This window comes from Bartonella sp. WD16.2 (genome assembly GCF_002022505.1).
Lineage (GTDB): Bacteria > Pseudomonadota > Alphaproteobacteria > Rhizobiales > Rhizobiaceae > Bartonella.
The window spans coordinates 616,815-643,126 of sequence record NZ_CP019781.1; the positions used below are offsets into that span (position 1 = coordinate 616,815).

General features: G+C 36.6%; 21 protein-coding genes, 1 tRNA gene and 3 pseudogenes. 8 read left to right on the top strand and 17 right to left on the bottom strand.

The genetic code is table 11. From position 1 onward, the window contains the following. Positions 1 to 14 precede the first annotated feature (14 nt). The 3 genes from thrS to BWD162_RS02380 form a co-directional block, all read right to left on the bottom strand. Positions 15 to 1,994, bottom strand: a complete 1,980-nt coding sequence (gene thrS, locus BWD162_RS02370; RefSeq protein ID WP_078705279.1) for a threonine--tRNA ligase — start codon at positions 1,992 to 1,994, stop codon at positions 15 to 17. 120 nt (positions 1,995 to 2,114) lie between these two features. Then, positions 2,115 to 2,459 (bottom strand): membrane protein insertion efficiency factor YidD, encoded by a 345-nt coding sequence (yidD, locus tag BWD162_RS02375; RefSeq protein WP_078705280.1) that lies wholly within the window; start codon positions 2,457 to 2,459, stop codon positions 2,115 to 2,117. Next, entirely contained in the window at positions 2,452 to 2,889 is a 438-nt protein-coding gene (locus tag BWD162_RS02380) for an iron-sulfur cluster assembly scaffold protein (RefSeq protein ID WP_078705281.1), read from the bottom strand. Before BWD162_RS02380 ends, yidD begins: the two co-directional genes overlap by 8 nt. Positions 2,890 to 3,013: 124 nt before the next feature. Here BWD162_RS02380 and folE point away from each other — a divergent pair, with 124 nt between their 5' ends. Further along, complete coding sequence (gene folE / locus BWD162_RS02385; RefSeq protein ID WP_078705282.1) at positions 3,014 to 3,634, top strand: GTP cyclohydrolase I FolE; 621 nt, start codon at positions 3,014 to 3,016, stop codon at positions 3,632 to 3,634. A gap of 145 nt (positions 3,635 to 3,779) precedes the next feature. Beyond that, positions 3,780 to 3,864 (top strand) — tRNA-Leu (locus BWD162_RS02390). An 816-nt stretch (positions 3,865 to 4,680) separates the two neighbouring features. Here BWD162_RS02390 and BWD162_RS02395 read toward each other — a convergent pair. The 3 genes and pseudogenes from BWD162_RS02395 to BWD162_RS02405 form a co-directional block, all read right to left on the bottom strand. After that, positions 4,681 to 5,553: a DNA adenine methylase gene (locus tag BWD162_RS02395; protein ID WP_078705283.1), complete on the bottom strand. Its 873-nt coding sequence runs from the start codon at positions 5,551 to 5,553 to the stop codon at positions 4,681 to 4,683. A gap of 30 nt (positions 5,554 to 5,583) precedes the next feature. Further along, entirely contained in the window at positions 5,584 to 6,954 is a 1,371-nt protein-coding gene (locus tag BWD162_RS02400) for a hypothetical protein (RefSeq protein ID WP_078705284.1), read from the bottom strand. A gap of 213 nt (positions 6,955 to 7,167) precedes the next feature. Further along, positions 7,168 to 8,326, bottom strand: a pseudogene (locus tag BWD162_RS02405) (tyrosine-type recombinase/integrase). A 364-nt stretch (positions 8,327 to 8,690) separates the two neighbouring features. Between BWD162_RS02405 and BWD162_RS02410 the strand changes: the two are divergent. The 6 genes and pseudogenes from BWD162_RS02410 to BWD162_RS07855 all read left to right on the top strand — a co-directional run. Continuing rightward, positions 8,691 to 9,869: an alpha/beta hydrolase gene (locus tag BWD162_RS02410; RefSeq protein WP_078706120.1), complete on the top strand. Its 1,179-nt coding sequence runs from the start codon at positions 8,691 to 8,693 to the stop codon at positions 9,867 to 9,869. Between the two features lie 150 nt (positions 9,870 to 10,019). Then, entirely contained in the window at positions 10,020 to 10,508 is a 489-nt protein-coding gene (locus BWD162_RS02415) for a hypothetical protein (RefSeq protein WP_078705285.1), read from the top strand. A gap of 445 nt (positions 10,509 to 10,953) precedes the next feature. Next, complete coding sequence (locus BWD162_RS02420; RefSeq protein ID WP_078705286.1) at positions 10,954 to 12,153, top strand: multidrug effflux MFS transporter; 1,200 nt, start codon at positions 10,954 to 10,956, stop codon at positions 12,151 to 12,153. Positions 12,154 to 12,990: 837 nt separating this feature from the next. Further along, a pseudogene (locus BWD162_RS08185) lies at positions 12,991 to 15,166 on the top strand (isocitrate/isopropylmalate family dehydrogenase). 924 nt (positions 15,167 to 16,090) lie between these two features. Then, complete coding sequence (locus BWD162_RS02430; RefSeq protein WP_078705287.1) at positions 16,091 to 17,248, top strand: tyrosine-type recombinase/integrase; 1,158 nt, start codon at positions 16,091 to 16,093, stop codon at positions 17,246 to 17,248. Positions 17,249 to 17,524: 276 nt separating this feature from the next. Further along, a pseudogene (locus BWD162_RS07855) lies at positions 17,525 to 17,830 on the top strand (Rha family transcriptional regulator); the annotation flags it as partial. A gap of 436 nt (positions 17,831 to 18,266) precedes the next feature. Here the strand turns inward: BWD162_RS07855 and BWD162_RS02445 are convergent. The 11 genes from BWD162_RS02445 to BWD162_RS02495 all read right to left on the bottom strand — a co-directional run bounded on the left by BWD162_RS02445 (position 18,267) and on the right by BWD162_RS02495 (position 26,303). Beyond that, a complete protein-coding gene (locus tag BWD162_RS02445) occupies positions 18,267 to 18,482 on the bottom strand; it encodes a hypothetical protein (protein WP_078663281.1) in 216 nt (71 codons plus the stop codon). Between the two features lie 32 nt (positions 18,483 to 18,514). Beyond that, positions 18,515 to 19,702: an N-acetylmuramidase domain-containing protein gene (locus tag BWD162_RS02450; protein WP_078705290.1), complete on the bottom strand. Its 1,188-nt coding sequence runs from the start codon at positions 19,700 to 19,702 to the stop codon at positions 18,515 to 18,517. After that, positions 19,699 to 21,015 (bottom strand): contractile injection system protein, VgrG/Pvc8 family, encoded by a 1,317-nt coding sequence (locus tag BWD162_RS02455; protein ID WP_078705291.1) that lies wholly within the window; start codon positions 21,013 to 21,015, stop codon positions 19,699 to 19,701. Before BWD162_RS02455 ends, BWD162_RS02450 begins: the two co-directional genes overlap by 4 nt. Beyond that, positions 21,012 to 21,236 (bottom strand): tail protein X, encoded by a 225-nt coding sequence (locus BWD162_RS02460; protein WP_078705292.1) that lies wholly within the window; start codon positions 21,234 to 21,236, stop codon positions 21,012 to 21,014. The genes BWD162_RS02455 and BWD162_RS02460 overlap by 4 nt, the downstream gene beginning before the upstream one ends. Further along, positions 21,233 to 21,622 (bottom strand): phage tail protein, encoded by a 390-nt coding sequence (locus tag BWD162_RS02465; protein ID WP_078705293.1) that lies wholly within the window; start codon positions 21,620 to 21,622, stop codon positions 21,233 to 21,235. Before BWD162_RS02465 ends, BWD162_RS02460 begins: the two co-directional genes overlap by 4 nt. Before the next feature lie 5 nt (positions 21,623 to 21,627). Next, on the bottom strand, positions 21,628 to 23,670 hold the full coding sequence (locus tag BWD162_RS02470) for a phage tail tape measure protein (protein WP_078705294.1): 2,043 nt from the start codon (positions 23,668 to 23,670) through the stop codon (positions 21,628 to 21,630). After that, positions 23,667 to 23,780 carry a GpE family phage tail protein gene (locus BWD162_RS08140; protein WP_078663274.1) on the bottom strand — a complete coding sequence of 38 codons (114 nt, stop codon included), beginning with the start codon at positions 23,778 to 23,780 and terminating at the stop codon, positions 23,667 to 23,669. The genes BWD162_RS02470 and BWD162_RS08140 overlap by 4 nt, the downstream gene beginning before the upstream one ends. 23 nt (positions 23,781 to 23,803) lie before the next feature. Then, positions 23,804 to 24,064 carry a phage tail assembly protein gene (locus tag BWD162_RS02480; protein WP_078663273.1) on the bottom strand — a complete coding sequence of 87 codons (261 nt, stop codon included), beginning with the start codon at positions 24,062 to 24,064 and terminating at the stop codon, positions 23,804 to 23,806. Between the two features lies 1 nt (position 24,065). After that, positions 24,066 to 24,572 carry a phage major tail tube protein gene (locus BWD162_RS02485; protein WP_078663272.1) on the bottom strand — a complete coding sequence of 169 codons (507 nt, stop codon included), beginning with the start codon at positions 24,570 to 24,572 and terminating at the stop codon, positions 24,066 to 24,068. After that, positions 24,572 to 25,963, bottom strand: a complete 1,392-nt coding sequence (locus BWD162_RS02490; RefSeq protein WP_078705295.1) for a phage tail sheath C-terminal domain-containing protein — start codon at positions 25,961 to 25,963, stop codon at positions 24,572 to 24,574. The genes BWD162_RS02485 and BWD162_RS02490 overlap by 1 nt, the downstream gene beginning before the upstream one ends. A 115-nt stretch (positions 25,964 to 26,078) precedes the next feature. Then, the gene (locus tag BWD162_RS02495) at positions 26,079 to 26,303 is read right to left on the bottom strand and encodes a hypothetical protein (protein ID WP_078705296.1); all 225 of its coding nucleotides are present in this window, start codon (positions 26,301 to 26,303) and stop codon (positions 26,079 to 26,081) included. Positions 26,304 to 26,312 lie beyond the last annotated feature (9 nt).

A 26,312-nucleotide genomic window follows, 5' to 3' on the forward strand; every position in this document is an offset into this window, starting at 1 on the left:
CACAATTACTTTTATTATTGAATGTTTATTAAACGGCGTAAATCTGGGGGGGTTGCTTCATTTGAGAGTTGTTTCATTACTTCTTCTATAGGTAAAACAGTCTGATCTGTGCTTCCTAAACGGCGCATACTCACACTATTTGTTTCAGATTCACGTTTACCACATACAAGGATTACAGGGACTTTTTGTAAAGAATGTTCACGTATTTTGTAATTAATTTTTTCATTACGAAGATCTGCTGTAGTTGAAAGACCAATAGCTTTGAGTTTTCTTGTTATTTTTTCTGCATATTCATTTGCTTCAGATGTGATTGGTGCAACAACAACCTGTTGAGGGGCAAGCCAAAGCGGCATATGTCCAGAAAAATTTTCAATTAATATACCAAGAAAACGCTCCATTGATCCCAAAATAGCTCTATGGATCATAACAGGCTGACGTTTTTCTGAATCCTTATCAATATAGAATGCTCCAAAACGCTTAGGTAGATTGAAGTCTACTTGTGTTGTTCCACATTGCCATTCACGACCAATAGCATCTTTCAATGTATATTCAAATTTTGGGCCATAAAATGCACCTTCACCTGGAAGGATGCTTGTTTTAATACGTCCTTCTGATTTTTTCTCAATAGTTTTAAGGACAGATGACATTATGTTTTCACAATGATCCCATAATTCGTCAGAGCCGACACGTTTTTCTGGACGCGTTGAAAATTTAAGACTAATTTCTTCAAAACCAAAATCTGCATAAGTTGATAAAATTAAATCATTAATACTAAGGCATTCATCAGCTAATTGTTCATCTGTGCAAAAAATATGTGCATCATCTTGCGTAAAGCTACGAACGCGCATAAGACCGTGTAGAGAACCTGAAGGCTCATAACGATGAATAATACCAAACTCAGCAAGTCTAATAGGCAAGTCTCGGTAAGACTTTAAACCATGTTTGAAAATTTGCACATGACCAGGGCAATTCATGGGTTTAAGAGCATAAACACATTGATTATCCCAATCATCAGCAGCTGGGGTTGTTTGAAACATATTTTCCTTATACCATCCCCAATGACCAGATATTTCCCAAAGTGATTTATCAAGAACTTGTGGTGCATTAACTTCGTCATATTTATGATCATCAAGGCGGCGGCGCATATAGCTAATTAAATTTTGGAACATTTTCCAACCTTTTGGATGCCAGAAAATCATTCCTGGGCTTTCTTCTTGGAAATGAAATAAATTCATTTCACGTCCTAAGCGGCGATGATCGCGTTTTTCTGCTTCTTCTAGCGTATAGAGATAGGCTTTTAAGTCATTTTCGTTAGCAAATGCTATGCCATAAATTCTCGTTAACATAGGATTATTGGCATCCCCACGCCAATAAGCTCCTGCGACTTTCATCAGTTTGAAAGCATTGCCAATTTGACCGGTAGATTGCATATGTGGACCACGACAAAGATCAAACCAATCTCCTTGATAATAAACTTTTACGTCTTGATTTTCAGGGATAGCATCAATAATCTCAACCTTATACAGTTCGTTTTTTTCAGAAAAAATTTTCTTAGCTTTTTCACGAGACCAAATTTCTTTTCTAAAAGGTTTGTTTCGTTGGATAATTTCACGCATTTTTTTTTCAATAATGCTGAGGTCATCTAATGTAAAAGGTTGTTTACGTGCGAAATCATAGTAAAAACCATTTTCAATAACGGGGCCAATTGTAACTTGTGTTTCAGGAAACAGTTCCTGCACTGCTTCAGCTAAAACATGAGCGCAATCATGGCGTATCAATTCAAGTGCACGTGGATCGTCGCGAGTAATAATTTCCACTTGTCCAGATTGTTCTAATGGATCTGAAAGGTCTCGGATGATTCCGTTAAGGCTATAGGCAACTGCTTTTTTTGCGAGTGATTTAGAAATAGACTCAGCCAATTCTAAACCTGTCATTTCAGAGGGGTAATCACGTTTTGAACCATCAGGAAAAGAAAGAGAAATAAGGTCAGACATAAAACACCTTTTTAGTCCAATTCCGCCAACGATTGCGGATGGTTTCGTGAAAATTTAACAATAGTCAGATAAAGTTAGTAGATTAATTTTCTATCAATATGCATTAAAAAAGAAAAGCAATTATTTATCATTTTTGGCAGAAATTTTCCAATAATACCAAGGTTTATAAGAGTAATCAAGAGAAGTTGGTACTGGATCAAAGCCATATGTTCCAAATGGGCCACAACGTACAATACGAAAAAAACCCATCCATGCACCAGCCCACAGACCATAGCGTGCAATCGCTTCATAGGTATATTCTGAACAGGTTGGGATATGACGACATTGATTTCCAATCAAACTGGAAAGTGTTATTTGATAAAGACGTATCAACGTAGTGCCAAGTAATCGTCCAGGTGTTTTCCGCCAAAGACCTGTGTAATTGCGAGTTTGTATTTTTTTTTGTTTGGGCTGTAATTTAACCATTTGTTTTTTCTTCAATTTGTTCAATACAGTCTACGACTGCATCAAAGGTAAGCATTGTTGAGGCATGGCGTTCTTTATAATCTTTAATGGGTTGCAAGCAGGAAAATGCTTCAAATGGAGCAGGGGGAGGAGGGCCATTTTCTGTTAACATATAAAGGATAGTTTCGCGTAATGCTTTAAGATCTTGCATTTTTTTGCCAATAATATGACGCGCTAAAATAGAAGATGAAGCTTGTCCAAGTGCACATGCATATACCTCATGAGCAAAATCTATAACGATATCATTGTCTACTTTTAAATCTACAAGAACCGTTGATCCGCAAAGGCGTGCATGTTTTTTTGACGTTGCATCAGGATTATTAAGACGCCCAATTCTACTTATATGAGCAGCATATTCAAGAATTTTATTGCTATAAATGTTGTCCATCACGGGCTGTTGCTTGGAATTTTAAGAGTTTTCAATATTCAAGCTTTTAATTCACTTGCGTAAAGATTATTATAAAATAAATTAATGTATATAAATATTTTATACATAATAAGCTGGAGTTTTTTAAATGCATAGTCCTATGAAAGGAATAGCTAAAGATCTTTTTCTATCTGAGAAAAAGCGTCCTAGTTTTGAAGAAGTGGAAGCAGCGGTTCGTACATTGTTGTTATGGGTAGGGGAAAATCCAGATCGAGAAGGGCTTTTAAATACTCCTAAACGTGTTGCTAAAGTGTATAGTGAACTTTTTTCTGGTTATGATGAATCAGTTGAGGAGATTTTAGGAACAGTTTTTGAAGAGGTTTCAGGTTATAATGAGCCGATAATTATGAAGGATATTGGTTTTTATTCACATTGTGAGCATCATGTCCTTCCAATTGTTGGTAAAGCTCATATCGCCTACCTTCCCGATACAAAAATTGTTGGTCTTTCAAAAATTGCACGTGTCATAGATATTTTTTCTCGTCGTTTGCAAACGCAAGAAGCCATGACAGCTCAAGTAGCTAATGCTTTGGAAACACATTTAAAGCCCCGCGGTGTTGCAGTAGTAATTGAAGCTGAACATATGTGCATGGCTATGAGAGGGATACGAAAGCACGGAGCTACAACAATTACAACAAGTTTTCATGGCTCTTATAAAAAAGATCAAGTTGCGCAAGCCAATTTGATGATGGTACTTCGCCAGCTATGATAAAGTGCAGAGTTTGGCGACTTGTATCTAAAGTATACTGTGGCGGTTAAGATAAAATAAGTTATAAAAACACGAAAATGGGCTTGTGTCACGCTTTATGATTTGTTAAATCCCCCAAAGTTAATGTATTTGGCCTGTACCATGTGCGGTCGTGGCGGAATTGGTAGACGCGCAGCGTTGAGGTCGCTGTGGGGCAACCCGTGGAAGTTCGAGTCTTCTCGACCGCACCATTATTTATTTTCAATATGCTGAAATATATATACTTTTATTTAATTAGATAATTTTTAGTCTATTTTTTGAAGTTTATACAATTTTACTTAAATTGTGATTATTTCCAGCGTATTTTCTTTGATAGAAATGCCAAAACCTTTTTTCTCCGTCTTAATTGTTATTATATGGAAGGGGAAAATGCATGACAGAGATTGTGCAGAAACTGCTCAGTGGTAACTGCAAAGCATGTACACAAGGTCTGATTAAATCCTTAGCACAATACATCGGTTTATGAAGAAACTGTGGTTGCTGCGATTATTTCTGTTGAATCAGATGGTAAAGGTTTTGATGATGAATAACGTGTAAAAGAGTACTTGTATTCGATAATCTCAAATTTTCGATAGGAAAAATAAACACCATTGTTGAGCTACGTGCTTATATTGGTAAAGCATTTTCAGATTATTGATGGATTAATACTATTTTTTGTAGGCTTGATGTTATATTCATGTCAGATCGCGTCAAAAAAACTTATTTGAAAGCTTATAAGAAAGGCAGAGGGATTTAAAAAGTTCTCTTTAAGTGCAGAGGAGAGAACTGTGGGTGAAAAGATATTTTGTGATTATATTTGATACGCCCGCTTTCAAGTGAATAGTATTTATAATCTTTTTATTGTTTCTTAATTTTGGCATCTCATAGATGCAATGGATAGTATTTTACATATTTAAAACACATAGTTCTCAAAGAATTAGATCCACCAAACCTCTCCTTTAAAATATGGAAAAAATAACCAAGCTTATATAAAAATATGCAAGTTTAGATTTTATTTATGAAAACAGTTAAGCCGCATTGCAAAGTGATGTTGTATTCTGTTCTAGTGATTGTGGAATTTTGATTTTAGGTGAGAAAATCATCAGTTCTTGAGCTTTTCTCTTATTTTGTAGAGAATACCGTATATTAAATTCTATTTTAGAATATTGATCGTACAAGAATTTAACTTCTTCTACATTGTCATAAGTAATTAACCAAAGAGCATTTACATGTTTAGAAATGGTATTTTCTAAATGATGGTGATCTTTAGTTTTATAAAATGAAGTATACAGTCCTTTTCCTTTTTTGAAGTATGGGGGATCTATATAAAGGCAAATATTTTCATCTTTGTCTGTTCCATAACGTAGCAAAAATTCCTGTGCATCTAGCTGCGTTAAATGTATCCTATCTTTTTGTGCGCTTATGTTTCTAATTCGACTAATTAAATTTTCTTTATTGAATCTACAGTCTATTTTGTAATTCCCAGCTTGCTTTTTTCCTCCGATGGGACCAGCATTTTTAATAATTCCTGATCTGTTTGTTCGATTCAAAAAGAGAGTAGCAAACCCTACAGAAAGCACATCTGCTTTTTCAGGAGAAATTTCTTTTTGTTTGTACCATTCTTCTAAGTTAATAGTTGTCGTGTTAATCTTTTCTATTAATTCTTCTGTCTTGTATAAAACACAATGCCAAAAACTCCAAATAAACGGGTCAATATCATTAATGTAAATATCTTTCACATCACCATTTAAAAGAAGTTTTAGAGCCAATCCGCCACCACCAGCAAAAGGTTCACGATAAGAACATCCGTTTAATCCATTTGTCTCAAAGATTTCTTTGACTTTTCCATAGAGTGCAGTCTTGCCACCCGGATACCTTAATGGAGAATAACTACAAACCATCTTTCTCAACCCCTACAGTATTAGAAAAAATCATGTCATCGTATTTTGTTTATATTGGACAGCAGTGGCTGAAACATTTTCTTGATTCTCATGTGGCTTGTTCTTACATGCTTCATTGATTAACAGCATTAACAATGGCTTTAATACTTGCATATCACTGACAATTTGTTCATAACTTAAAGGTGCTGCGAAGAGAGCATGTTTAGCTATGTTTGTTTGTTTTCTGACCTTTGTTAGAGTAGCTAAAGTATCTTTTTTATTGTCCCGTATACAGTTTGTATTATCAAATATAGTTTTTAATAATGAGTGGTTCTTTAAAAACGTATCAAAAGATACATCTTTTGGACGACCTAATATACCCGTGAGCGCTTCGAATAAACAATTAAATGCCATATACAAAAGAGGTGTATCCGCGTGAATATTTAATTTTTTTACTGAAGAATATATGCTAATAAGTTTTATATAACCTAATTTAGTCAATTGTTTCGCAATTTCTTCATCATAACAAGATAATTTTTGTTTTTGACAATTTTCATTTTTATTCGCATCATTGTTAAATAATAGTCTATATTGTTCTTCAGAATGTTTTGTTTCTTTTTTATCCTTGCTTCTTCTAGAATCATTTCTAGAATAAACCTTAGTCAGCTTGAATCTTCGAAATAATAGTTCGAAATATTTTTCAATGCTTTTTTTACTATTGTGGGTACGAGAATTTATCTTCCCTTCAAGCATATCTTGTACAAATTGTTTCAGACAATTATCAAGCGCAGAATTTTCTTCATAGGATGGAAAGATTACCTTGTCTTTCTCCTGATCATAATCAATTCCAGTATATTCAGAAAAAATCGGTTTTGAAATAAAGCGTGTCACAGTGCTAATATTATAGTATTGTGAAGGGTCTTCTAATAGATGATCGAATAATAGGCATGCAAATCTATCCGGACTTGATTGGGACTGACGTGCTTTTTGTATAGCATTCCATTGTTTCACACCTTTTCCTTTATTTTGACCTAAATGTTTTATCTCTATCCAGTGATTAGCCTCTTTTCTATTAGAAACAATCATACATTCTACAGAACTTATTCGAACTTTACGGTTTGCACTATACTTGCTAATTTTTTTGAAGAAGCGTTCTGGAGCTAAATTTGGATTATCAATAAACTTAAGTGCAATTAGTCGCCGGTTACCTTCTAAAACAATATACTTTTCTCTATCTTGCAATACGATAAATTTTTCACATGGAGATATCCCGTTTTCGGCAATATCTTTAGCCAATTCCGTAATTTGTTCTGTATCGCAAAGAGAATTTATAGCATCCTTTTCATTTGATGGTACAGAAATTCTAGGGTTTTCTGGATCAAGTTTAAGTTTTTTCAAAGAAACTTTTGTAGTTTTTACCATTATCCCTCCAGCAAGCAGAAATATCGAATCATAAAACTAATATAATAAACTAACAAACATCCTATATTATTGTAAAAGCTAACTATTATATACAAATAACACTTTAAAAATTCTCTTTGAAACTCTTTGACTTAAAAGCGAGCAATGTCGTGCAAACATTGCTCAACTTTTGTTCTTTAAAATGAAGAAAAAGACTCATCATTTGGAATTTTTTCAAACGATTTTTGATACAAATGTAGCCCACTGTTCTAAGAGAGCATGTCGTTGTTCTAAAAAATCTGTTCGCATGTAAGCTTTTGTCACTGAACTACCAACTGAATGAGCAAGGACCGTTTCTGCAATCTCAAATGGTGTTGATGTTGTTTCTGCTATCCAATCCCGTAAGCTTGAGCGAAAACCATGAGGACGATACTTTAAACCACAAAGTTTCATATGTTTTGCCATGCTTGCATCAGAAATCGGGGTGCCTTTAAGACCAGAAAATAGAAAACCCTTTTTTTCAAAGGAGAGAGCTTTTTCAATGACTCTTAAAACTTCATTACTTAGCGGTACGCGAAAGTCTGAAACTTTTCCTACAATACCCTTCATATTTTCTTTTGGTATCGTCCATATATTTTTATCAATTTGCTCAAGACGCAAATATCGCAAGGGATATGACCGTACTCCAGTCAAAATCAGTAATTTCAGTGCTAAATTTGAAAGGAGATCATCATTTAAGTTTTGATAAAAAGCCGGAACTTCCCGCCATGGCATAGCAGGAATATTTGTTGATATAGCGCGTGACTTTCCTAAAAGAGCGCGTGCTTTCATACAAGCTTGTAAATCAACATCCAAGCCAAGAGCGGCGGCATATTTTAAGCAAATATTGATACGGTTAAGTACTTTTCGCGCTGTATCTCCTTTTTTATGCCAAAGTGGAGTAAGAACATTACGAATAATATTCGCTGTTAATTTTTCTATAGGAAGATTACCTAATATGTGGAATAACGTGTAACTCTAGTGGAGAAAACCAACGACCATTTTTCCCTTCATTTTTTAACTCAGCTTTTTTACTTTCAAAAGCCGCTTAAGCAATTTCTTGAAAAATATTGCTTTGTTATTTTAAAATGCTTTGTTCTCGAAATACGATAGAATCATGCCGTCTTTAAGAATATCGCTATAATGTCTAGCAAGCTCGCGTGCCTCTTTTAAAGAAGTTTTTGTAACAGAACCAAAGCCCCATTTGATGGTGTTTATTGCAGTATGTATAACGAAAAAACCAAGCGCGTGTATTATCTTTTCGAACATTCAGCCATAAGCCTGCTCCATCACAATATTTACCCTGAGGAGATGTCTTTACAAACAATGCTGATAACCTATGAATCGCCCTCATTTTACCCCTCCTTCTAGACCACCTTTAATTTTTGATATGAGATTTTTTATTTAATCATTAATTTTCTTATTGAATCATAAAAAGCCATACATAATAATGCATTTTTGCACAATTTTATGTAATTGATTCATATTGATAAAACCTGCTTTGCTCTCTCGCAGAACCATTTATCTTCTCTATTATTATTCATTTGCATTTTCTGTTATTATTGTGAAGTGTGGATGAACACAAAAATTCCTTCTTTATCTATTTTATTATAATACATTTTCTAATAGTAATTCTATTTCAGTTCGTTAAAAGTCATTTTTTTTACTATAAATTTAAAGTATGAGCTCTCTTTTTGATAAGATTGGGTGGTGTTGTAATGAAAATATTTTTAAAATGTGTAATATTTTTTATTTGCGCCACTTTACTTATAGCGTGTACCAACCAGCGTGCTGTGCTTTGGCATGGGATAAATGCAACACCATCTATGATTGCTACACAACGAGAAGTTGAAGGCGGATTAATTTCTCCGAAAGCTATCGTTCCAGTGTATGTTGCAACAAGCCGCAGGGCCCAAGATAATTATTCTCAACCTTATGGGGCAGAGCGATCAAATAGAGTGTATTATAATCGTGTTGATGTAGGAATTCCTCAACAGCATATGAAAGGTATCGTTGAAAAAAATGCGTATAAACCCAGCCTCGATAAATATTTTACAGCAGTGGCTTTGCGACAATATGATAATAAAGAACGATTTAAACAGCAATTAAATCTTGCGTTAGCAAAAAAACCAAAAGGAAAAAAAGAAATTTTCCTTTTTATTCATGGTTATAATAATAATTTTGCAGATGGCACATTCCGCACAGCTCAATTTTCTTATGATTATTCTTTAGATGCAGTTGCTGTGCATTATTCGTGGCCCTCTGCTGGATCCGTGCCTTTTTATATTTATGATCGTGATAGTGCTAATTTTGCACGTGACGGGCTAATAGAGCTCTTAACAGTTATCAGCGAAACATCAGCTGATCAGATTTCGGTTATTGCGCATTCTATGGGCAATTTCGTTATCATGGAAGCATTCAGAACTTTAGCCTTGCAGAAAAAATATAAACCAATTTACCGTATTACAAGTTTCTTGATGGCTGCACCAGATATTGATCTTGATGTATTTGAACGCCAACTTCATGATATTAAAAAATTGCCTCATCCAACAGCTATTTTAGTATCTCGTAAAGATAAGGCTCTCGCTTTGTCAAGACGTCTTACGGGTGGGCACGCTCGTGTAGGGGATGGTTCAAGTATCGAAATATTGCGTAAGAATAAAATAGCAGTTTTAGATTTTTCTGATGTTGATGGTGGGGCGCATAGTGTATTTGCGTCTTCTCCGACATTAATGGCTCTTTCTAGGGAGGGTTCTTTAGCTTCAGCGATTATGCAGGGTACAGAATTATCACCTGGTCAAGAGATTTTTGCTGATAGTGGTCATTTTTTGAAAAAAACAACAGACTTTATTCTTTCTGCACCTATACACCTTTTGTCTCCTTTAACTGATTATTAGATGTGAAGCTTAGAAAGCATAATGTCTAATATCGATGAATTAAAAACAATATTTTAGACGGTATTTTAGCACTTTTTTTAGAATAATTTTATAAGGTACTAAATGAATAGTGGGATAATTTTGTAAAGCCAATCATTAGGTGGGTTTGTGATGGTTACAAAAAAGCACTATGTTAACACATCTACATTAGTTGATTATTTATCTTATTCTGCGGTTAAGCTGCTAGATGTTTATGCTATGCTTTTGAAGGTAAAAAAAGATAGCAAAGGAAAAAGTCCAGATTTATTGCGTCAAATTGATGTCACTAAAAAGCAGTTAGATGAGATGAGTTACGCTCTTATTTTAGAATATCGTAAGCGTCAAGAACATGAGCGCTTTTTAAAACAAGCTTTAATATCAATTTCTGATCAATTATTTTCATTGAATAATAATTTTAAAGAAACAAGTCGTTTTTTATTTCAGGAAATTAGAACGCTTCAATCTCAGATGCAGTGTTTCTGTGAAGGAAGAGAAAAACAACGCCTATTGAACGACCAAGAATCTTCTTGTTTTACGTCAAAGATTGATGAAGTCATTAAGCGCTTACAAAAAGCACGAGAAAAGCTTTCTTTTGAAAATCCGCATCTCTTTGAGGAATAAGATTATTAAAAATTAGAACTAAAATACTTTCTAGCTTGAGATTTTTTCTTTGTGATGAAGTTTCAAATTTTCTTTCCCAAAATGGAAAGTAATGGTTATCAATAAAGCTATTATTTTTATTTAGGTATTTAATAATGGTGGATAATTACTTATAATCTTAGGATTTATGGTGTAATTTTACTTTAAAGTCAATTATTGAAGTATATAATAACACAATATAATTGAAATTTATAATATTAAATTGTAAATAATATAAATTATTTTTTTATTTGTAGAATAATGAAGAGCAATTTTATTGTATGAAATTAATGCATTATTACAAGAATTTTATTTATATATAAAAATAAATACAATTCAAATAAGTATAAATACAATATTATAGTAAAATAAAAATTATATCTTATTATTAATAAATTTAAATTTTGAATAATAAAGTACGTTTTTTATGAATTATAGACCTATATTGGTATTTATTATACTTATTGTATGTTTATCAGTAGGTGGTTTGATTTCTACGGATATCTTTTTGCCTGCACTTAGGGATATGCGTTATCATTACCAAGTTACTGAATCTCAAATTCAAAGTACAATAGCAATTTTTTTATTGGCATTAGCTTCTGGGCAACTAATCTATGGGCCTTTTAGCGATAATTTTGGGCGTAAAAAGACACTGTTATTTGGTTTATTTTTATGGTTGTTTACAACACTTGGTATAGTTTATGCAGATACTTTTCAGACTTTACTTGTATTACGTTTTTTGCATGGTTTTGGAGCTTGTGCAGGGATTGTTTTAAGTCGTGCTATTATCAATGATTTATTGGATAAAAAAGAAGCGGGAAAACTTTATCTAGTTATCTTTCCTTTTGTAGGAGCATCACCAGCGCTCGCACCATTCATTGGGGGAATATTATTACAGACTTTTCATTGGCAGGCGACTTTTATCTTTTTAAGTCTTTTTATACTCTTAACTATTGTATTATGTTGCTCTGTACTGACAGAGACTTTACCGCCTATAAAACGTCAATCTTTTACTCCTATAGGACTCATTAAGAATAGTTTCGGGGTTCTAAAAAATAAACAGTTTCTTTTTTATGCACTTATTCCGTGTTTTGCTTACGCGACTTATTTTGCTTATATCGTAGAATCGCCTTTTTTCCTAACAACTTTAGGTCTGTCGTCTATCTACATTGGTTATAGTTACATTGGTGTTTCTTTAACTTATATCTTAGGTAATTTAGTTGCGAGAAAGTTTCTCAAGCGAGAGGCTATAGAACAAACTGTACGGCGTGGGTATATTATTTTTGTCATAGGGGGAATATTGTTTGCTTTACAAATATTTGTAAGTCCGTGGCCACTTGTGACAAGCTTAATAACCGTTTCTATTATTACCTTTGGTAATGGTTTTTTATTGCCGTTGGGAACTGCATTGGCTATTTCATCTCATTCACACACTGCTGGAGCAGCATCTGGCGTTATGGGAGCTTTGCAATTGGGTAGTGCTGCATTAAGTGCCGCAATTATCGGAAAAATATCTGGACATATTCCATGGGTTGTAGCAATTTTATTGGCTACATATTGCCTAGTGGGTTTTATCATTTATATTCGAAAAGCAAATTATTTTATGACTTTGGAGATAAAATCATAAACCAAATTAAGGAATATAATGGGAGGATTTATGCTTAAACATTTTGATATTATTTTGTGCGATGGAAAATAGTGGATCAATTTCTTTTCATTGAAATATATAATTGGATATATTAAATCTGATAGAAATTCATGTTGAATATATTGAGGTTGGTTATCATAAAAGTTCATTTAAACCTATGGTTAGCATAAGCATATGTTTTTACGCAATGATTACGCCTAATTTCATACAATGTTATACCTAATACTAAGCTTATCATTATTGCGCAGCCGCACATATCACTCAAACAGATATTCGTGAATCCAAAGTTTTTATGACAGTACTCTTACTGCTGTTTCTGGATAACAATGCTATTGAATCTACATTTGCACTTTGTATCCGTTATGCTAGCTTTTTAGGGTTGTGTGTTAGTGTCAATGTTATGAGAATAAGTCAGCTTGATAAGCTATTTATATCGCGCAGCTAATGGAAGCGGTTAATTATGGAGCCAGGATTTTTTTTATTTAGCTAATTCTAATAAAGTTTTTTTGCCGAATACTGTAACGCAGTTAGTACAAGAAACAAGAGATATTTTGCTTTTAGAGATTGGTTTTCACACATGAATGTATGCAAAAGAGATTTCGATTGCTTTTAAATATGAATACGAGGGTGAAATGATCAAATATGGTGGAAAATTTTTATCTTTAGTTGGGAAAAATCACAGCTTACAACTGTAGACAATCAAGCACAAATCACAGTTCGGACCATGAATATAAGTTCACCCCTAATGCTGATATCGCCTATGGGAAGATAATTTTCTATGGTACATGCGATTGTTAATGAATGGATAATGGATTTATGAAAAAGAAAGTTCTTGTGTTACCTGGTGATGGAATTGGGCCAGAGATTTGTGATGCTGCGCTGATGGTTTTAGAACAGTTTAAGTTGCCGATTGAATTAACCTATGGCGATGTTGGCTGGGAATGTTGGAAACAAGAGGGGGATCCTGTACCTAAAGCTACTTGGAGAAAAATTGCTAAAAGCGATGCTATTTTGCTTGGGACTGTTACCAGTAAAGGAAATGATGCTGCTTTAAAAGAGCTTGTACCGCATTTAAGAGAGAAAAATCCCACATATGTTTCACCTGTTATTCAGCTTCGTCAAAAATTAGGTTTGTTTGCTAATGTACGACCTGTAAAATATATTATTCGTTCGAAAAAGCCCTTTAATTTTTGTGTTATCAGAGAAAATACAGAAGGTTTATATGCAGGATTAGATTTTCGCGGTATAGCTGCCGAAACAGCGACGTGGTTAAAACATCTCAATTTAGAAAAACATGGCTTTGATGAAGCAGCATGGACAGTGCGTTTACAGACATGCTTTGGTTTAGAGCGGTTATTTGAATATGCTTTTTCTTATGCGCGGATACATGGTTTTTCACGCATCACTTTTGCCAATAGACCAAATATTATGCGAGAAAGTGGTCAATTTGCACAAGAAATTTTTGAACAAATTGCCAAAATTATCCAGAAATCAAAGCAGATATTCATAATGTTGATACAGTTGCGTTATGGCTTGTAACAAAGCCAGAACATTTTGGCGTTATTGTTGCTGAAAATATATTTGCTGACATTCTATCCAATATTGCTGCTGGGGTTATGGGTGGATTAGGATTAGTTCCTAGTGCAAATGTGGGAAGTCAAATTGCTTGTTTTGAACCCGTTCACGGAAGTGCATCATGTATTGTTGGGCAGAATAAAGCGAATCCATCTGCGATGCTGTATACCACTGCTTTACTCTTAGATCATTTGGGTTTTAAGGACGCTTCTCAACAACTATCTCATAGTGTTGATCAAGTTATTCGTGTTGGAAAAAGCGTAACTTATGATCTAGGCGGTTTAGCATCTACACGTCAAATGGCTAAAGCTGTTGTCAGTTTTATTGTGAACCCTACACCCGTTTGTCGTGCAGCAATTATAACTGTTGGTGATGAACTTCTTTCAGGGCAATATTTAAATACAAATTTGCAAGATTTAAGTTAGAGCTTAGAAAAGAGAAATATCCAAGTTACCCGCCATTTCGTTTGTGCAGATCAATTACAGCAAATTAGTGAAACGGTCATTGTTTGTCTCAGGCAGGAAGACTTGATTATTCTCCGTGGAGGATTAAGGCCAACATCTGACGACAAAACGCGCGATGCAATTGCCCAAGCTGTGCAACAACCATTGATTCATCATGAAACAGTTTGGCAAACAATAAGAGGTCAATTGCAACAGTTAGGTATCGTGCCGGATACAAGTAATGCACGTCAAGCATTGTTTCCTGAAACAGCAAAAGTTCTTGACAATCCTACTGGTACAGCACCTGGATTTTATCTCTCCTATGGAGAAAGTTCTCTTGTAGCTTTGCCTGGACCTCCCACACAAGCTCTATCGCTTTTAGAAGATTATTTAGAACAAAATGTTCAAAAACGTTCTACTGTGTCATATGCTAAACATATTTGGACTTTAATTGGGAATGACGAAAGCACAATTGCAAGTTGGGTTGATTGTTTTTTTGCTAATGTGCCGTTTGAACGGCATTTTTTATGGAAAAGTTCTTATGTTATTGTGCAACTCATTGGTCAGTCATCTACGCCTTTAGCAAGGCATTTAATTGAACAATTTGAAAATCAGTTTCGTCAATATTTGGTTGGGGCAGGGATCACTACTGCTCGCGAACAATTAGCAATACATGCAGAGGTTCATTGGTTAGCCAATGATCCACACTTTTTAAAATATTTTCAGCCAACAGAAAAAAACATAAAAGCTATTCTACAACTTTAGGCTGAAATCAGCTTGTCATCCTTCTTTAGAGATATTAGAAAACCAAAAAGAAGATCTCGGTCGTGCTACAATGACTGTTCGAGTTCAAGGTTATAGCGATGATCTGATTACTTTCCCTTACACGCGTCCGCTTTTAAGTACAGTTTTACAGGAATATGCAGCTTGGTCAATTTTGAAAAAGGTATGTGCAAACAGAGAATTGTAAATGACATCTTATCAAAATGTAGAAATACTCAAAAAGCGATTGGCTGACATTAGATACAAGAAATTTTCTGGTACTCTGGATAGCTTTGTTGTATTTACAGGGAACTTTACTAATATTAAATCACGATTGAATGATCTTCAAAGTAGCTGGGCCTGTATTGCAGTGTAATGTGAAACTTTTACGCCTGAAAATCAAATATTTGCAAATGGCCTATGTTATTTGTTACAGAGATGTTCATAAAAATGTTTTAATATGGTCATTGATTAAAGGTGGTTGGACGGTTGTATGTGATAAAAATAAAAGTATGTCAAAACATCCATATCATCTATTCCAGAAATTATTACTTATTGTGAGAGTCTTGATCTTCTCTTTGTAAAAAAGCATACTTTAAATCGTGTAGTTATTATTAGTATATATCTAAAAGGCTATAGCTGAAGAATGTTGTTGTACTTATGAATTTTGAATACTGAAAGCAACAACTTAAAATGAGGCATTGCTTTATTAAAAAATAGCAAAATGCTTTTTATTATGAAATAGAGCGGTAAGTGTTATTTCTAGAATTTTGCTCTGATAGCGTGGGTTATTAGTATTCATAACCTCAACAAAGAATATAATGAAAAAGATGATCAGTCGACTAACGCAATACAATTTAAATGTATTAATAGTCTAACGCATTAAAAAATTAGGCAATAAAAGATAAATTTGCAAATATAATAATATGTCGATTATACTTGATTTATTAAAATAAACTGGTGCCCCCAGAGGGCGAATCAGTCCTTAGCAAGTAGAATCCAATCACATAAAAATGTGCAAAGACGTGTTGCTGTATATAGCTTTTTATGATTCAGTAAGAAAATTAATGATTAAATAAAAAATCTGATATCAAAAATTAAAGGTGGTCAAAAAGGTGGTCGAAAAGGAGGGGTAAATGAGGGCGATTCATAGGTTAACAGCATCGTTTGTAAAGACATCTCCTCAGGGTAAGTATTGTGATGGAGCAGGCTTATGGTTAAATGTTCGAAAAGACAATACACGCGGTTGGTTTTTTCGTTATACATACCGCAATAAACGCCGTGAAATGGGGCTTGGTCCTGTTACAAAAACTTCTTTAAAGGAAGCACGCGAACTTGCTAAACATTATAGTGATATTCTTAAGGGTGGCAACGATCCTATTGTATTTCGAGAACAAAGTATTTTAAAACAGCAAAGTAATGTTTTTCAAGAAATTGCTCAAGCAGCTTTTGAGAGTAAAAAAGCTGAGTTGAAAAATGAAGGTAAAAATGGTCGTTGGTTTTCTCCACTAGAGTTACACGTTATTCCACATATAGGTAATCTTCCTGTAGAAAAATTAACAGCGAATATTATTCGCAATGTTCTTGCTCCACTTTGGCATAAAAAAGGAGATACAGCGCGAAAAGTACTTAACCGTATCAATATTTGCTTAAAATATGCCGCCGCTCTTGGCTTGGATGTTGATTTACAAGCTTGTATGAAAGCACGCGCCCTTTTGGGAAAGTCACGCGCTATATCAACAAATATTCCTGCTATGCCTTGGCGGGAAGTTCCAGCTTTTTATCAATCCTTAAATGATGATCTCCTTTCAAACTTAGCGCTGAAATTGCTAATTTTGACTGGAGTACGGTCATATCCCTTGCGATATTTACGTCTTGAGCAAATTGATAAAAATATATGGACAATACCAAAAGAAAATATGAAGGGTATTGTAGGAAAAGTTTCAGACTTTCGCGTACCGCTAAGTAATGAAGCTTTGAGAGTCATTGAAAAAGCTCTCCCCTTTGAAAAAAATGGTTTTTTATTTTCTGGTCTTAAAGGCACCCCGATTTCGGATATGAGTATGTCAAAGTATATGGCCTCTTGTGGTTTAAAGTATCGTCCTCACGGTTTTCGCTCAAGCTTACGGGATTGGATAGCAGAAACAACATCAACACCATTTGAGATTGCAGAGACGGTCCTTGCTCATTCAGTTGGTAGTTCAGTGACAAAAGCTTATATGAGAACAGATTTTTTAGAACAACGACATGCTCTCTTAGAACAGTGGGCTACATTTATATCAGGAACGACTTGACACAATTAAGAGAATACGTTTATACACGGACCAGGTGCTTAACAAACACCTTAAAACATCAAGCGGATTGGTTACCGAAATAATCAGTCTTCCGTGCATTATTAAGACTTTGACTCACTGTATGCGTGTAGCATATAATGACTTTGTCGGGTGTGGTTATGCGATACAATACCCTTTATGGGGAAAGCATAACGACGGACTTGATGCCGTGTTTGTTAGCACCCGGCGCCCTTTTGGGTGTCATTAACAAACGTTAATTACATCAAGGAGTTCATCATGAACAATTTAGTAAAAAACCCACAAACTACACTAACAATATCCAGTCGTGAAATTGCGGATTTGTGTGGTAAACAACATACTCATATAATGCGTGATATCCGGAAAATTCTTGGAGAATTATACCCTCAAAGCACTCAATCCAAATTTGGATTGAGTGATTTTGCAAGTTCATACAAAGATTCAACAGGTCGTATACTTCCTTGCTTTAACCTTCCTAAACGTGAATGCCTTATTTTAATCTCAGGTTATAGCACAGTGTTACGTGCTAAGATTATTGATCGTTGGATGGAACTTGAAGGTCAATTACAACTCGATCATGATCGTAATACGCAATTTGATTTACAAAACTATTATTTAGAAAGTATGGGGCCTGGTGAAAAGGCTTGGTATATTTTAGGTCCCGTCCAAGCGCGTCTTGTTGAGGCTTTTAAATTAGTAGAAGAAGGAAAGCATTATAAAACACTTGTTGAAGAAGCTAAACGTGTTTTAGAAGATCCTGTTGCAAAAGCCGCTTAATTTAAAGGAATATAATCATACCTTTCCCCTGTAAAATGGGGAAAGGATCAGTTTTATTTTGTATCAGGAACGGCTTGAACTTGTGTTAACATGCTTCCATCCACACAACTGTTTACCGTGTTCATTATGCTTTAAAATGTCTCGTGCTAAGTTTGGACTGATTGCATTGAGATCTTTTCTATCCAAATAAATAGGCATCCATCCGAGACAAGAGGAAGCGTGTTTATTTGTCGCGCACCCAGTTAGAGAGAGCAGCACGTACATCATCATCACGTTTCTTGTTAATCTCATTTTCTATTTCCAACCTTGTTGTTGCTACTTTTAAAGATTCTTCTGTTTGTTTGTGCTGTTCAACTTTCTTTCCAAGACGAAATGCCTTTGCTAAAGTTATAAAGAAAGCGATGGACGCTGTTATTACAATCACCAAATATCTTTTCATCCGCTGCTCTCCTTTTTTCTTAAAATAACTTCCTAAATAGCTCTGCCTTTCTTGTAAGCTTTTAGATAAGTTCTTTTGACACGATCTGAGACGAGAACAATAATCAATCCTACAAAAATAGCAGCCATCCACCAATGATCCGAGATTGCTTTACCAATATGAACAAGCGGCTCTACAATAGAACTCATTTTTCCTATCGAGAGTTTAAGACTATCAAATAGCCCCATCTGTTCTGCTCCTATGAGAGTTGAACTGGCAGCAACAGCACCCCCCACCATTTGGGTTTTGTCCGCATCTTTAATAATGTTTGTACCCTTTTTTCTCAAATCCGCCATGCTGACACCAGAGCGACGGGGACTAATCATTGGCGTGGCTATATCAAGTGCTTCTTGAGTTTTTGCACCAACAACACCATCAACCTCTAAATTATGATCAGCTTGAAATGAAAAGATTGCACTGCGTGTATCTGGTCCATAATCACTATCAATGGCAACAGGATAACCAAGATCATTAAGACGTTTTTGTAATCCTTCAACACGGTAGCCTTTACACCCTAGTCGTAAACCATTGGCACGAACAGAATTACTAACCTCTGCTGATTTTTTTGAGAGAGCACAATAAGCATTACGCATGCGTCGGCCATATTCTTTGACCATACCACTGCCATTGTAAACGCGTGCAATGGCATCAAAATCTTTGTCTCGTAAACTTGAAGCAAGACCACGGACTTTGAAAAAAGAAAACATCGCTCTTATTTGTTCATCTTCACATGAACACATGCTGGTGACAAAATCTTGAACACTATTCCAACCAAGGATACCATAGTTATTTCCCATAATTTGACCAGCACCATAAGAAGCAGATTTTAAGGCAGCTTCTTCATCAATGGTCATAGCTGCAATAAGTAATTGTAAAGCTTGAGTATTGGTTTTTTGCTCTTTATATCCCCCATCTTTAGGGCTGATCCACTTCTCTCTCGCAAGATCTTCTGTAATAGCTTGTTTACGCTTATGAGGGGGTAAATTCTTATAAAACTGATGTTTTTCAAAAAGGACTTTTACACGCTGTTCATCATCAAAACCTTTACCATCTGACTCCACAGAAATAATCGCAGCAACGACAGCTTCTTCACACCCAATCTCTTGTGCTAAGGATTTCACCAGACCTTGTGTACGTGCTTTACAGTCACCACTGAGTAATTTCTGTACAATGTCTGTCATGTATCTTCCCCTTCCATATAAATAACACCTTCACCTTCATCATAAGCATGAGGCGGGGCGTTATCATCTATTGTGTCATCTTTATCAGGTGTGGTGTTTATGACATTTTGCGCTGTATTTTCTTGTGCTTCATTAAACAGTTCACACTCGATACTTGTTGTATAACCGCCCGCTGTATCCAACCGATGTTTGACACTTTTAATGCGCCATTGCTCTGGAATGTAAGGACGGAAAGGTGGTGCTTGAATAAGCTTCATTTCAGTTTGAATGAACGGATCTCCACCCATATCACACGAAAATGTCGCTTTACCCCGTGATGATTTATTACGATAAGCAGCAATAGCAGCAACGGCTTCTGATTGATTGTGGTAGGTATATTTTAATTCATGAAAAGGCGCCTGACCGGTTTTGACCTCTTTCTTTTCACCACTGCGTAAATCATGATAGGTTGCTATCACACCTCCTTTCTTTTCTTCCTCTTGCTTTTCAACTTTGTCTTGCTTTTTAAGTGTTTTTTCTGAACGAGCTAATGAACGCAAAGGGGATTCATCCATATGAATGGATGTTTCTTCATCATACTCTTCAATGGTCTCTGGGTTTTGTGCTGCTGATGCTGCTTTTTGATCATCCCCTTCACCCGATGTTAAGCCCTGGGCCTCACCTGCTTCATCGCGTGCATTATATTTAAAATCCCAAGAGCTACACATCCTTTCATGAATAGTGACCACAGGGAGCATCTCTCCAGTAATAGCCTTGCCTTCACCACGTTTGGCCAGAACAAGTCTGTTATCCATAGATTTTGTTACAGCGTCATATTCTGCAGCAAGACGTGATGCAAAAGCCATGTCGCTTTCACCGGTTTGATCAATGTGACGCACGACAATTTTTGCAAGAGAAGGATCAACCTCGGGAATATAGCCATTGCGCGTTGCTATCTCTTGAATAATCTTGCCCAAGGTTATCTGATGATAAGATTGACTTTTTGGCGTTCGGTAAGACGTATTCATAGAAGCTGCACGTCCTGTCACACTTAAACTTTGTGGTGGACTGCTGACAGATATTTCATCAATCAGATAGGATCCCATGTCACGGGCTTTACCATTTTCATAACCAAGCGTTATGGAAATAACTGTTCCAATTAAAGGGATCTCTAAAAAACCATTATCACTGATGCGCGCACGGTCATCGAGCTCTATGGTAATCCGATCACTTTTGTCTTCTGCCTCATCGGTTATTTCAATCGATAAAACATAATCCATTAAAGCTTTTGTGACATCCTCACCATTAGACATCACTCTGCAGAAAGGCTTCATTGTTTTCTGCCCCAGAGCCTAATAACGGGTGTTGCTTGAGGGTAGGGAAGGGAAGGTAAAACAATTGTGATCCCCGCTTTTAAAATGGGTCCAAGATTTGCAAGTCCATCATTAACTGCATAAACACGCTCAACAGCCAGTGCTTGCTGACCCTTTGGATAGTGTCTCCAGCAAATGGCATCAACCATATCGCCATCTTTGGTAACGTAAATATCACTCACCAAATGCCTCCGTCTCCACCATATTCTCTCAGTTGCAATGTGAATTCTTGCTTGCGTGGATCACCGTTTAGACGAAAAAAGCTCTGTTTTTCATCTAGGGAAAGAATAACAAATTTACCGAAAATTTTGCCTTTTCCACTTACCAGCAAATGTGGTCCCATATGAGCCATGCTCCGCAATCTATCCAATTGACCGTAACTACCCTTGAAATTTGGATAAATCACACCTGATAAAGAATATTCGACATTAGCAATGGCCGGCAACTGAAACGCTGCTTTACTGCCTAGACGTCCTTGTTCTACCCAGGGAACATCATAAGTCATCTCAAGTTCTTGATAGGCAGCTGTTTGAACGGAAAAAATAAAATCCCCCAATGCTAACATCATGATGCTTAATCCGATAAACTTGAGTTAATTGCTAAACGTTGCTGTCTAGCTTGATCTGCAAGAGCTTTTTTAATAGCAGCACTAATATCCTGCGGTGAACCGCTGCCCCCACTGATGTTTAAACCGCTAATCGTAATAGATGCATCAACATTAGTCGTCTTATTTTCCTTATGTGCCATAATCGGTTCAGGCGCTTGAAATACCACTACGGAAGGTTGTTTGCCTCCATCGTTAACATATTCTCCATTTCTGTAATCACGTTGCTCAGGAGGGATGTTTGGAACAACAGTTGAATGAATAATCTTTTGTGCGTATGTTGTTGTCTCTTGTGTGAGATTCTTTAAACTCTCGGTCGTGCTTTTGCTTACTGTAACGTTGAAGCCTAACTTGTCTTTGACAAAATCAGGCATCCAACTCATTAATTTTTGCACCGCACCAGAAAGCCATTGTGTCATAGCATTCCATTTGCTTTTAATGCCATCCCACAGTCCCGTAATTAGATTGGAACCGACTTCAAATAAATTGAGATTAGAAAACCAATCAAAAAATTGATTAATTGTCTCTCCAAGAGAGTCCCATAACCGCCCACAGGAGGCCATAACTTCATCCCAATTTTCGTAAAGCCAAACAGCTGTTGCAACAAGCTTCTTAATACCATTAATGACATAACCGATAAGCGTATACTTCATAATGAAGTCACCCAGCTTAACAAAAGCATCGCAAATCTTATTGAGTGCTATAGTAAGCACTTTCTTGACTTTATCCCAATAGACATAAAGTGCGACCCCTGCTGCAATAAGCCCTATAATAGCTGCTGCTATCCACCCAACAGGTGTGGTCATAATGGCTGTACCAAATGTAAAAAAGGCTGTAGTAAGTGTGTAAATCGCTGTTATAAGTGGCCCCATAATAAGGGTAACAATAGTTGTACCAAATGTAACAAACGCTGCACCAACCACAGCAAGTGCTGAAACCAGTGGCCCCACAATGAAGGCCACAAGGGCTGCAAGACCTATTTTAAAAAGAGTTATTTCACCAGTGAGTGGTTCTAACCATTTAAACCAGCCTTTAATTTTTTCAGTAATATTTGCGATATTTTGCCTCAATTCAGAAGTAGGATCGCGTAAATCCTGTATAGCTTTCTTTAAGGTTTTTGCCCAATTTGCGACAGTTGTTTGAATGAGATCACGGTTTTCATCAATCAGCTCTGAAAAGGCATCAATCATATCATTGATTACCGGCATGAACCGTGCCCCAATAAAAGTGGCAACACCTCCCAGTTTTTTCTTAAAAGCTCCAAGCTTATCATTTAAATCTGCAGCATAGTGAGCAACATCAGCCCCCATAAGCCATCCGCTCTTTTTTGCCTTTTCAAACAACTCCTTGATAGGCTCCATACCTTGTGAGAGCATGGCAGCCATTTCCTTACCATCACCACCAAAAAGCAAGGCGGCAATATGTTGTCTTTGCGCTTGATTGTCTATCTTACTCATCTTGTCGGTTATTTCTTCCAACAAGTCTGAGTTTGATTTAAGCTTTCCAGAGGCATCTTTTACAGAAATGCCAAGCGCTTGAAACCCCATAATCCCCCTTTTTTGTCCCGCTAAAGCTTGTGCTGAACGCCTGTTTAAAACAGCCAGGGATTGTTGGAATTTCTCAGCAGAATAACCTGAATTATCCGCTGCATCACCCCATAACTGAAGATCTTTAACGCTCATACCTAAATGACGCGATGCGTGGTGAAGACTATCCCCCATATGCATGGTTTTCATAGTCACTGCAGTCAAGCTTGCAGCAAGACCACCACCAGCAAGGCCTAATGCTCCTGATAACATAGAAACACGGTTGGTTACTGTACCAAGAGCATTGCTGACCCCTTTTAAGCTTGCTGTCATTTTACGTGTTGCAGCCATAAGGCGATGGAGTCTTAATTTATTTGATAATTTATTTGATAAGTCCGTCAAACGCTTTTGAATACGTTTAATGGGTGCAGTTATCTTGTCTTCAAGGGTCAATCGCACCTTAGCATCTGCAACTGTTTTACTCATTTTTTCTTATACCTTTCTGCAGCTTTATGGCGCCAAAACCAGAGCTCTTGAGGTTCCATTTCCATCATCTCTGAAAGGGGCCAATGAAACACGATAGCAATATCGGCCATGAGTTCAGCGGCGGTTTCCCAGGTTAGGTAGCCCGCCGCTTTATAAAAGCCGCCAATTTTTTCCCGATATTTTCCATATCATCGACATCAAGTTCACCAACAGCCTCTTCAGGCCACCCAGAAAGACGTGAAATCATAATTATCGTTTGCTCAACACCTTCTGTTTTATCAGTAGCTTCGGCGTCTTTTACCTTTGGACGGCGTAAAGTGATTTCGGTGCGTTCTTTTCCTTCAACGTTAATGGGGAAGAGCAATTTATGGGTAATATTTTGTTTAATAGTCATTTTACATTCCTAAAAGTTCTCTATGTTTTGCTAATTGATCAACGCCATTGAATTTTCTCACCATGTTGTAAGCATCAATCTCAACGATTTCCTTGTCATTTTGAACATATTTGAAATAATTCAGGGTATAATTGATCGTTGTGGTAGACTTAGCACCAGGCTGCCATTGGCCAGGTTCATAGCCCTTGCAAAATCCACGCATGGAGATTACAACTCCTTCTTCTGCTGCACCCTGTGCTTGAATTGCACCACGCAAAGAAATATCAATATTGGGTTTACCCAAAAGACCTAGAAGTTCGTCAGAGCAATCTGCAACAGTCATAGAAAGCGTGAGCTCTTCCATTCCCATCTCGATTCCAACAGGAACATCCATGCCACCTGCACGAAAACTTTCAACGACGAAATTTAAACTTGGTAAAGTAACACTGTCACATTTTTCTCTATAGGGAATCCCATCAACATAAATGTTAAAATGTTTCAAAGCTCTTGGTAATCTAGGTGCAATCATTAAAGGATCTCCTCTATGTAATCATTGACAATACGCGAACGGAACGTGATACGTTCTGCTGGCGTAGTTGGTTGGAATTCGACATTGAAATAGACTTTTCCGCTTTCAATAGTGCTTGGATCATTAAGTTCTGAGTCAGGATAACAACGCCCTCCAATGATGGCGCCTTTCATTTTTAAGTCACGTAAATAAGCATTGACGCTTTCACTCACATCACTCAAATAAGTTTTTGTGATGTTTCGATCGACTGCCCACATATGTCCACGTAAAATGGCATCATTGATCATATCTGCAGTTCTCACCACGGATATAAAAGTAAACTTTGGATCTGATGAAAGCGTACGATTACCCCATAAGCGATAACCATTCTCGCGAATGATTGTTGTTATATGTTTTTCATTAAGCAAATTAGCACGACTGGAACTGTCACCAATGGCAAAATCAATGGGTCGTGCTGTACCACTAATGCCATTGATCCCTTTATTTGAAGGAGAATGCCAAAAACCGTGAGTGAAATCTGTTTTAGCAATAATACCGGCAACTACTGAACTTGCTGGTTCTTGTGAAATCTTTCCATTACGCAAAATGCTTACAAATGGGTCAGCTATGATGGCACGTTTGGAATCAAAATCTCCTCTCGTTGAGATTGCTTCTTCATCCGTTGTGTTGGGTCCATCAATCACCACAATAGCGCGTAAACGCTCAGCAATGCCAATTAGCTCTGCTGCTACGGGATTAGACATTTTTTTGATTGTCGCTTCGGCTGTGGCACCTTCTCCATCACCTTCAATGGTTACACGAGGTGCTTCTTCATAACCACTGCCAGCATAATCAACTCTAATGGATTTTACTTGTTCGCCCCAAACACTGGCTTTTGCCTTGGCATTGCCTTCTATTGTAACAGTAGCCTTAGTGTAACCACTGCCTCCGTCCGAGACACTTATAGCAGACACACCAGCATCGCGTTTGTGAGTAAAACCAGGAGCAATTAGAATGCGTGGTGTTTGCCCAACAATCGATTGTGCTCCTATGAAAGCATGGACACCTTCGTAAGCGCCATTGGCATTGACACCACCTAGAATATTCGTCAATGTTTCGTCGTCATCTTCACCTTCCTTTACGCGCACCACAACAACAATGGCACCGGCTTGTTTGAAAATCAGATCAACAGCATTGGGCAGTGTACCTTCTCCTGTGTTGTATTTGTCGAGTTTAGCTGCCTTGGAAAGAGATCCTGATATTAAAACCGGTGTATTAAGAGGAAAGACCTCTTCATCTGCATTAGGTGCTGTACCTACAATGCCTATAACTGCCGACTGAATTGGCGCAATAGGGCGTGTGCCATCGTCGTTTTCGATGACTTCAACCCCATGTAAAAATCCTGATGCCATTCTTGGTGCTCCTTTAATGATTGGATGATAAAAAATAAAGGCCAAATAAATCTATTTGGCCTTGCACTGCTTTCTTAAGAAAGGTTTTGATGAAACTTAACTGAAGTGTCCTTCTTTACACCTCTATGGGATCTTCAGATGACTCCGGTTGTGTTGTTTCAGTGAAAGATAAGTCGTCTTTTTCTTCCTCAACAGGAGGAGAGAATTGGCCATCTTTATAAATCCAACCAATTTGAGCTTCATTTGAAGCAATGGCTTCCCCTTCAAACGGGTAAACATAATCCTCTGGTCCAACAATAATGTTAGTTACCACACCATTTTCAACAACTGCATAATTCATTCAAAACTC

Excerpts from the sequence above, each read along its gene's own strand:
- BWD162_RS02480 (WP_078663273.1), bottom strand. The coding sequence starts at position 24,064 with ATGACTATTAAACAAAATATTACCCATAAATTGCTCTTCCCCATTAAC.
- BWD162_RS02420 (WP_078705286.1), top strand. The coding sequence starts at position 10,954 with ATGAATTATAGACCTATATTGGTATTTATTATACTTATTGTATGTTTA.
- BWD162_RS02470 (WP_078705294.1), bottom strand. The coding sequence starts at position 23,670 with ATGAGTAAAACAGTTGCAGATGCTAAGGTGCGATTGACCCTTGAAGAC.
- BWD162_RS02455 (WP_078705291.1), bottom strand. The coding sequence starts at position 21,015 with ATGAAGCCTTTCTGCAGAGTGATGTCTAATGGTGAGGATGTCACAAAA.
- thrS (WP_078705279.1), bottom strand. The coding sequence starts at position 1,994 with ATGTCTGACCTTATTTCTCTTTCTTTTCCTGATGGTTCAAAACGTGAT.
- BWD162_RS02490 (WP_078705295.1), bottom strand. The coding sequence starts at position 25,963 with ATGGCATCAGGATTTTTACATGGGGTTGAAGTCATCGAAAACGACGAT.
- BWD162_RS08140 (WP_078663274.1), bottom strand. The coding sequence starts at position 23,780 with ATGGCCGATATTGCTATCGTGTTTCATTGGCCCCTTTCAGAGATGATG.
- BWD162_RS02450 (WP_078705290.1), bottom strand. The coding sequence starts at position 19,702 with ATGACAGACATTGTACAGAAATTACTCAGTGGTGACTGTAAAGCACGT.
- yidD (WP_078705280.1), bottom strand. The coding sequence starts at position 2,459 with ATGGTTAAATTACAGCCCAAACAAAAAAAAATACAAACTCGCAATTAC.
- BWD162_RS02430 (WP_078705287.1), top strand. The coding sequence starts at position 16,091 with ATGAGGGCGATTCATAGGTTAACAGCATCGTTTGTAAAGACATCTCCT.
- folE (WP_078705282.1), top strand. The coding sequence starts at position 3,014 with ATGCATAGTCCTATGAAAGGAATAGCTAAAGATCTTTTTCTATCTGAG.
- BWD162_RS02465 (WP_078705293.1), bottom strand. The coding sequence starts at position 21,622 with ATGATGTTAGCATTGGGGGATTTTATTTTTTCCGTTCAAACAGCTGCC.
- BWD162_RS02495 (WP_078705296.1), bottom strand. The coding sequence starts at position 26,303 with ATGAATTATGCAGTTGTTGAAAATGGTGTGGTAACTAACATTATTGTT.
- BWD162_RS02410 (WP_078706120.1), top strand. The coding sequence starts at position 8,691 with ATGAAAATATTTTTAAAATGTGTAATATTTTTTATTTGCGCCACTTTA.
- BWD162_RS02400 (WP_078705284.1), bottom strand. The coding sequence starts at position 6,954 with ATGGTAAAAACTACAAAAGTTTCTTTGAAAAAACTTAAACTTGATCCA.
- BWD162_RS02445 (WP_078663281.1), bottom strand. The coding sequence starts at position 18,482 with ATGAAAAGATATTTGGTGATTGTAATAACAGCGTCCATCGCTTTCTTT.
- BWD162_RS02395 (WP_078705283.1), bottom strand. The coding sequence starts at position 5,553 with ATGGTTTGTAGTTATTCTCCATTAAGGTATCCGGGTGGCAAGACTGCA.
- BWD162_RS02485 (WP_078663272.1), bottom strand. The coding sequence starts at position 24,572 with ATGATTGCACCTAGATTACCAAGAGCTTTGAAACATTTTAACATTTAT.
- BWD162_RS02415 (WP_078705285.1), top strand. The coding sequence starts at position 10,020 with ATGGTTACAAAAAAGCACTATGTTAACACATCTACATTAGTTGATTAT.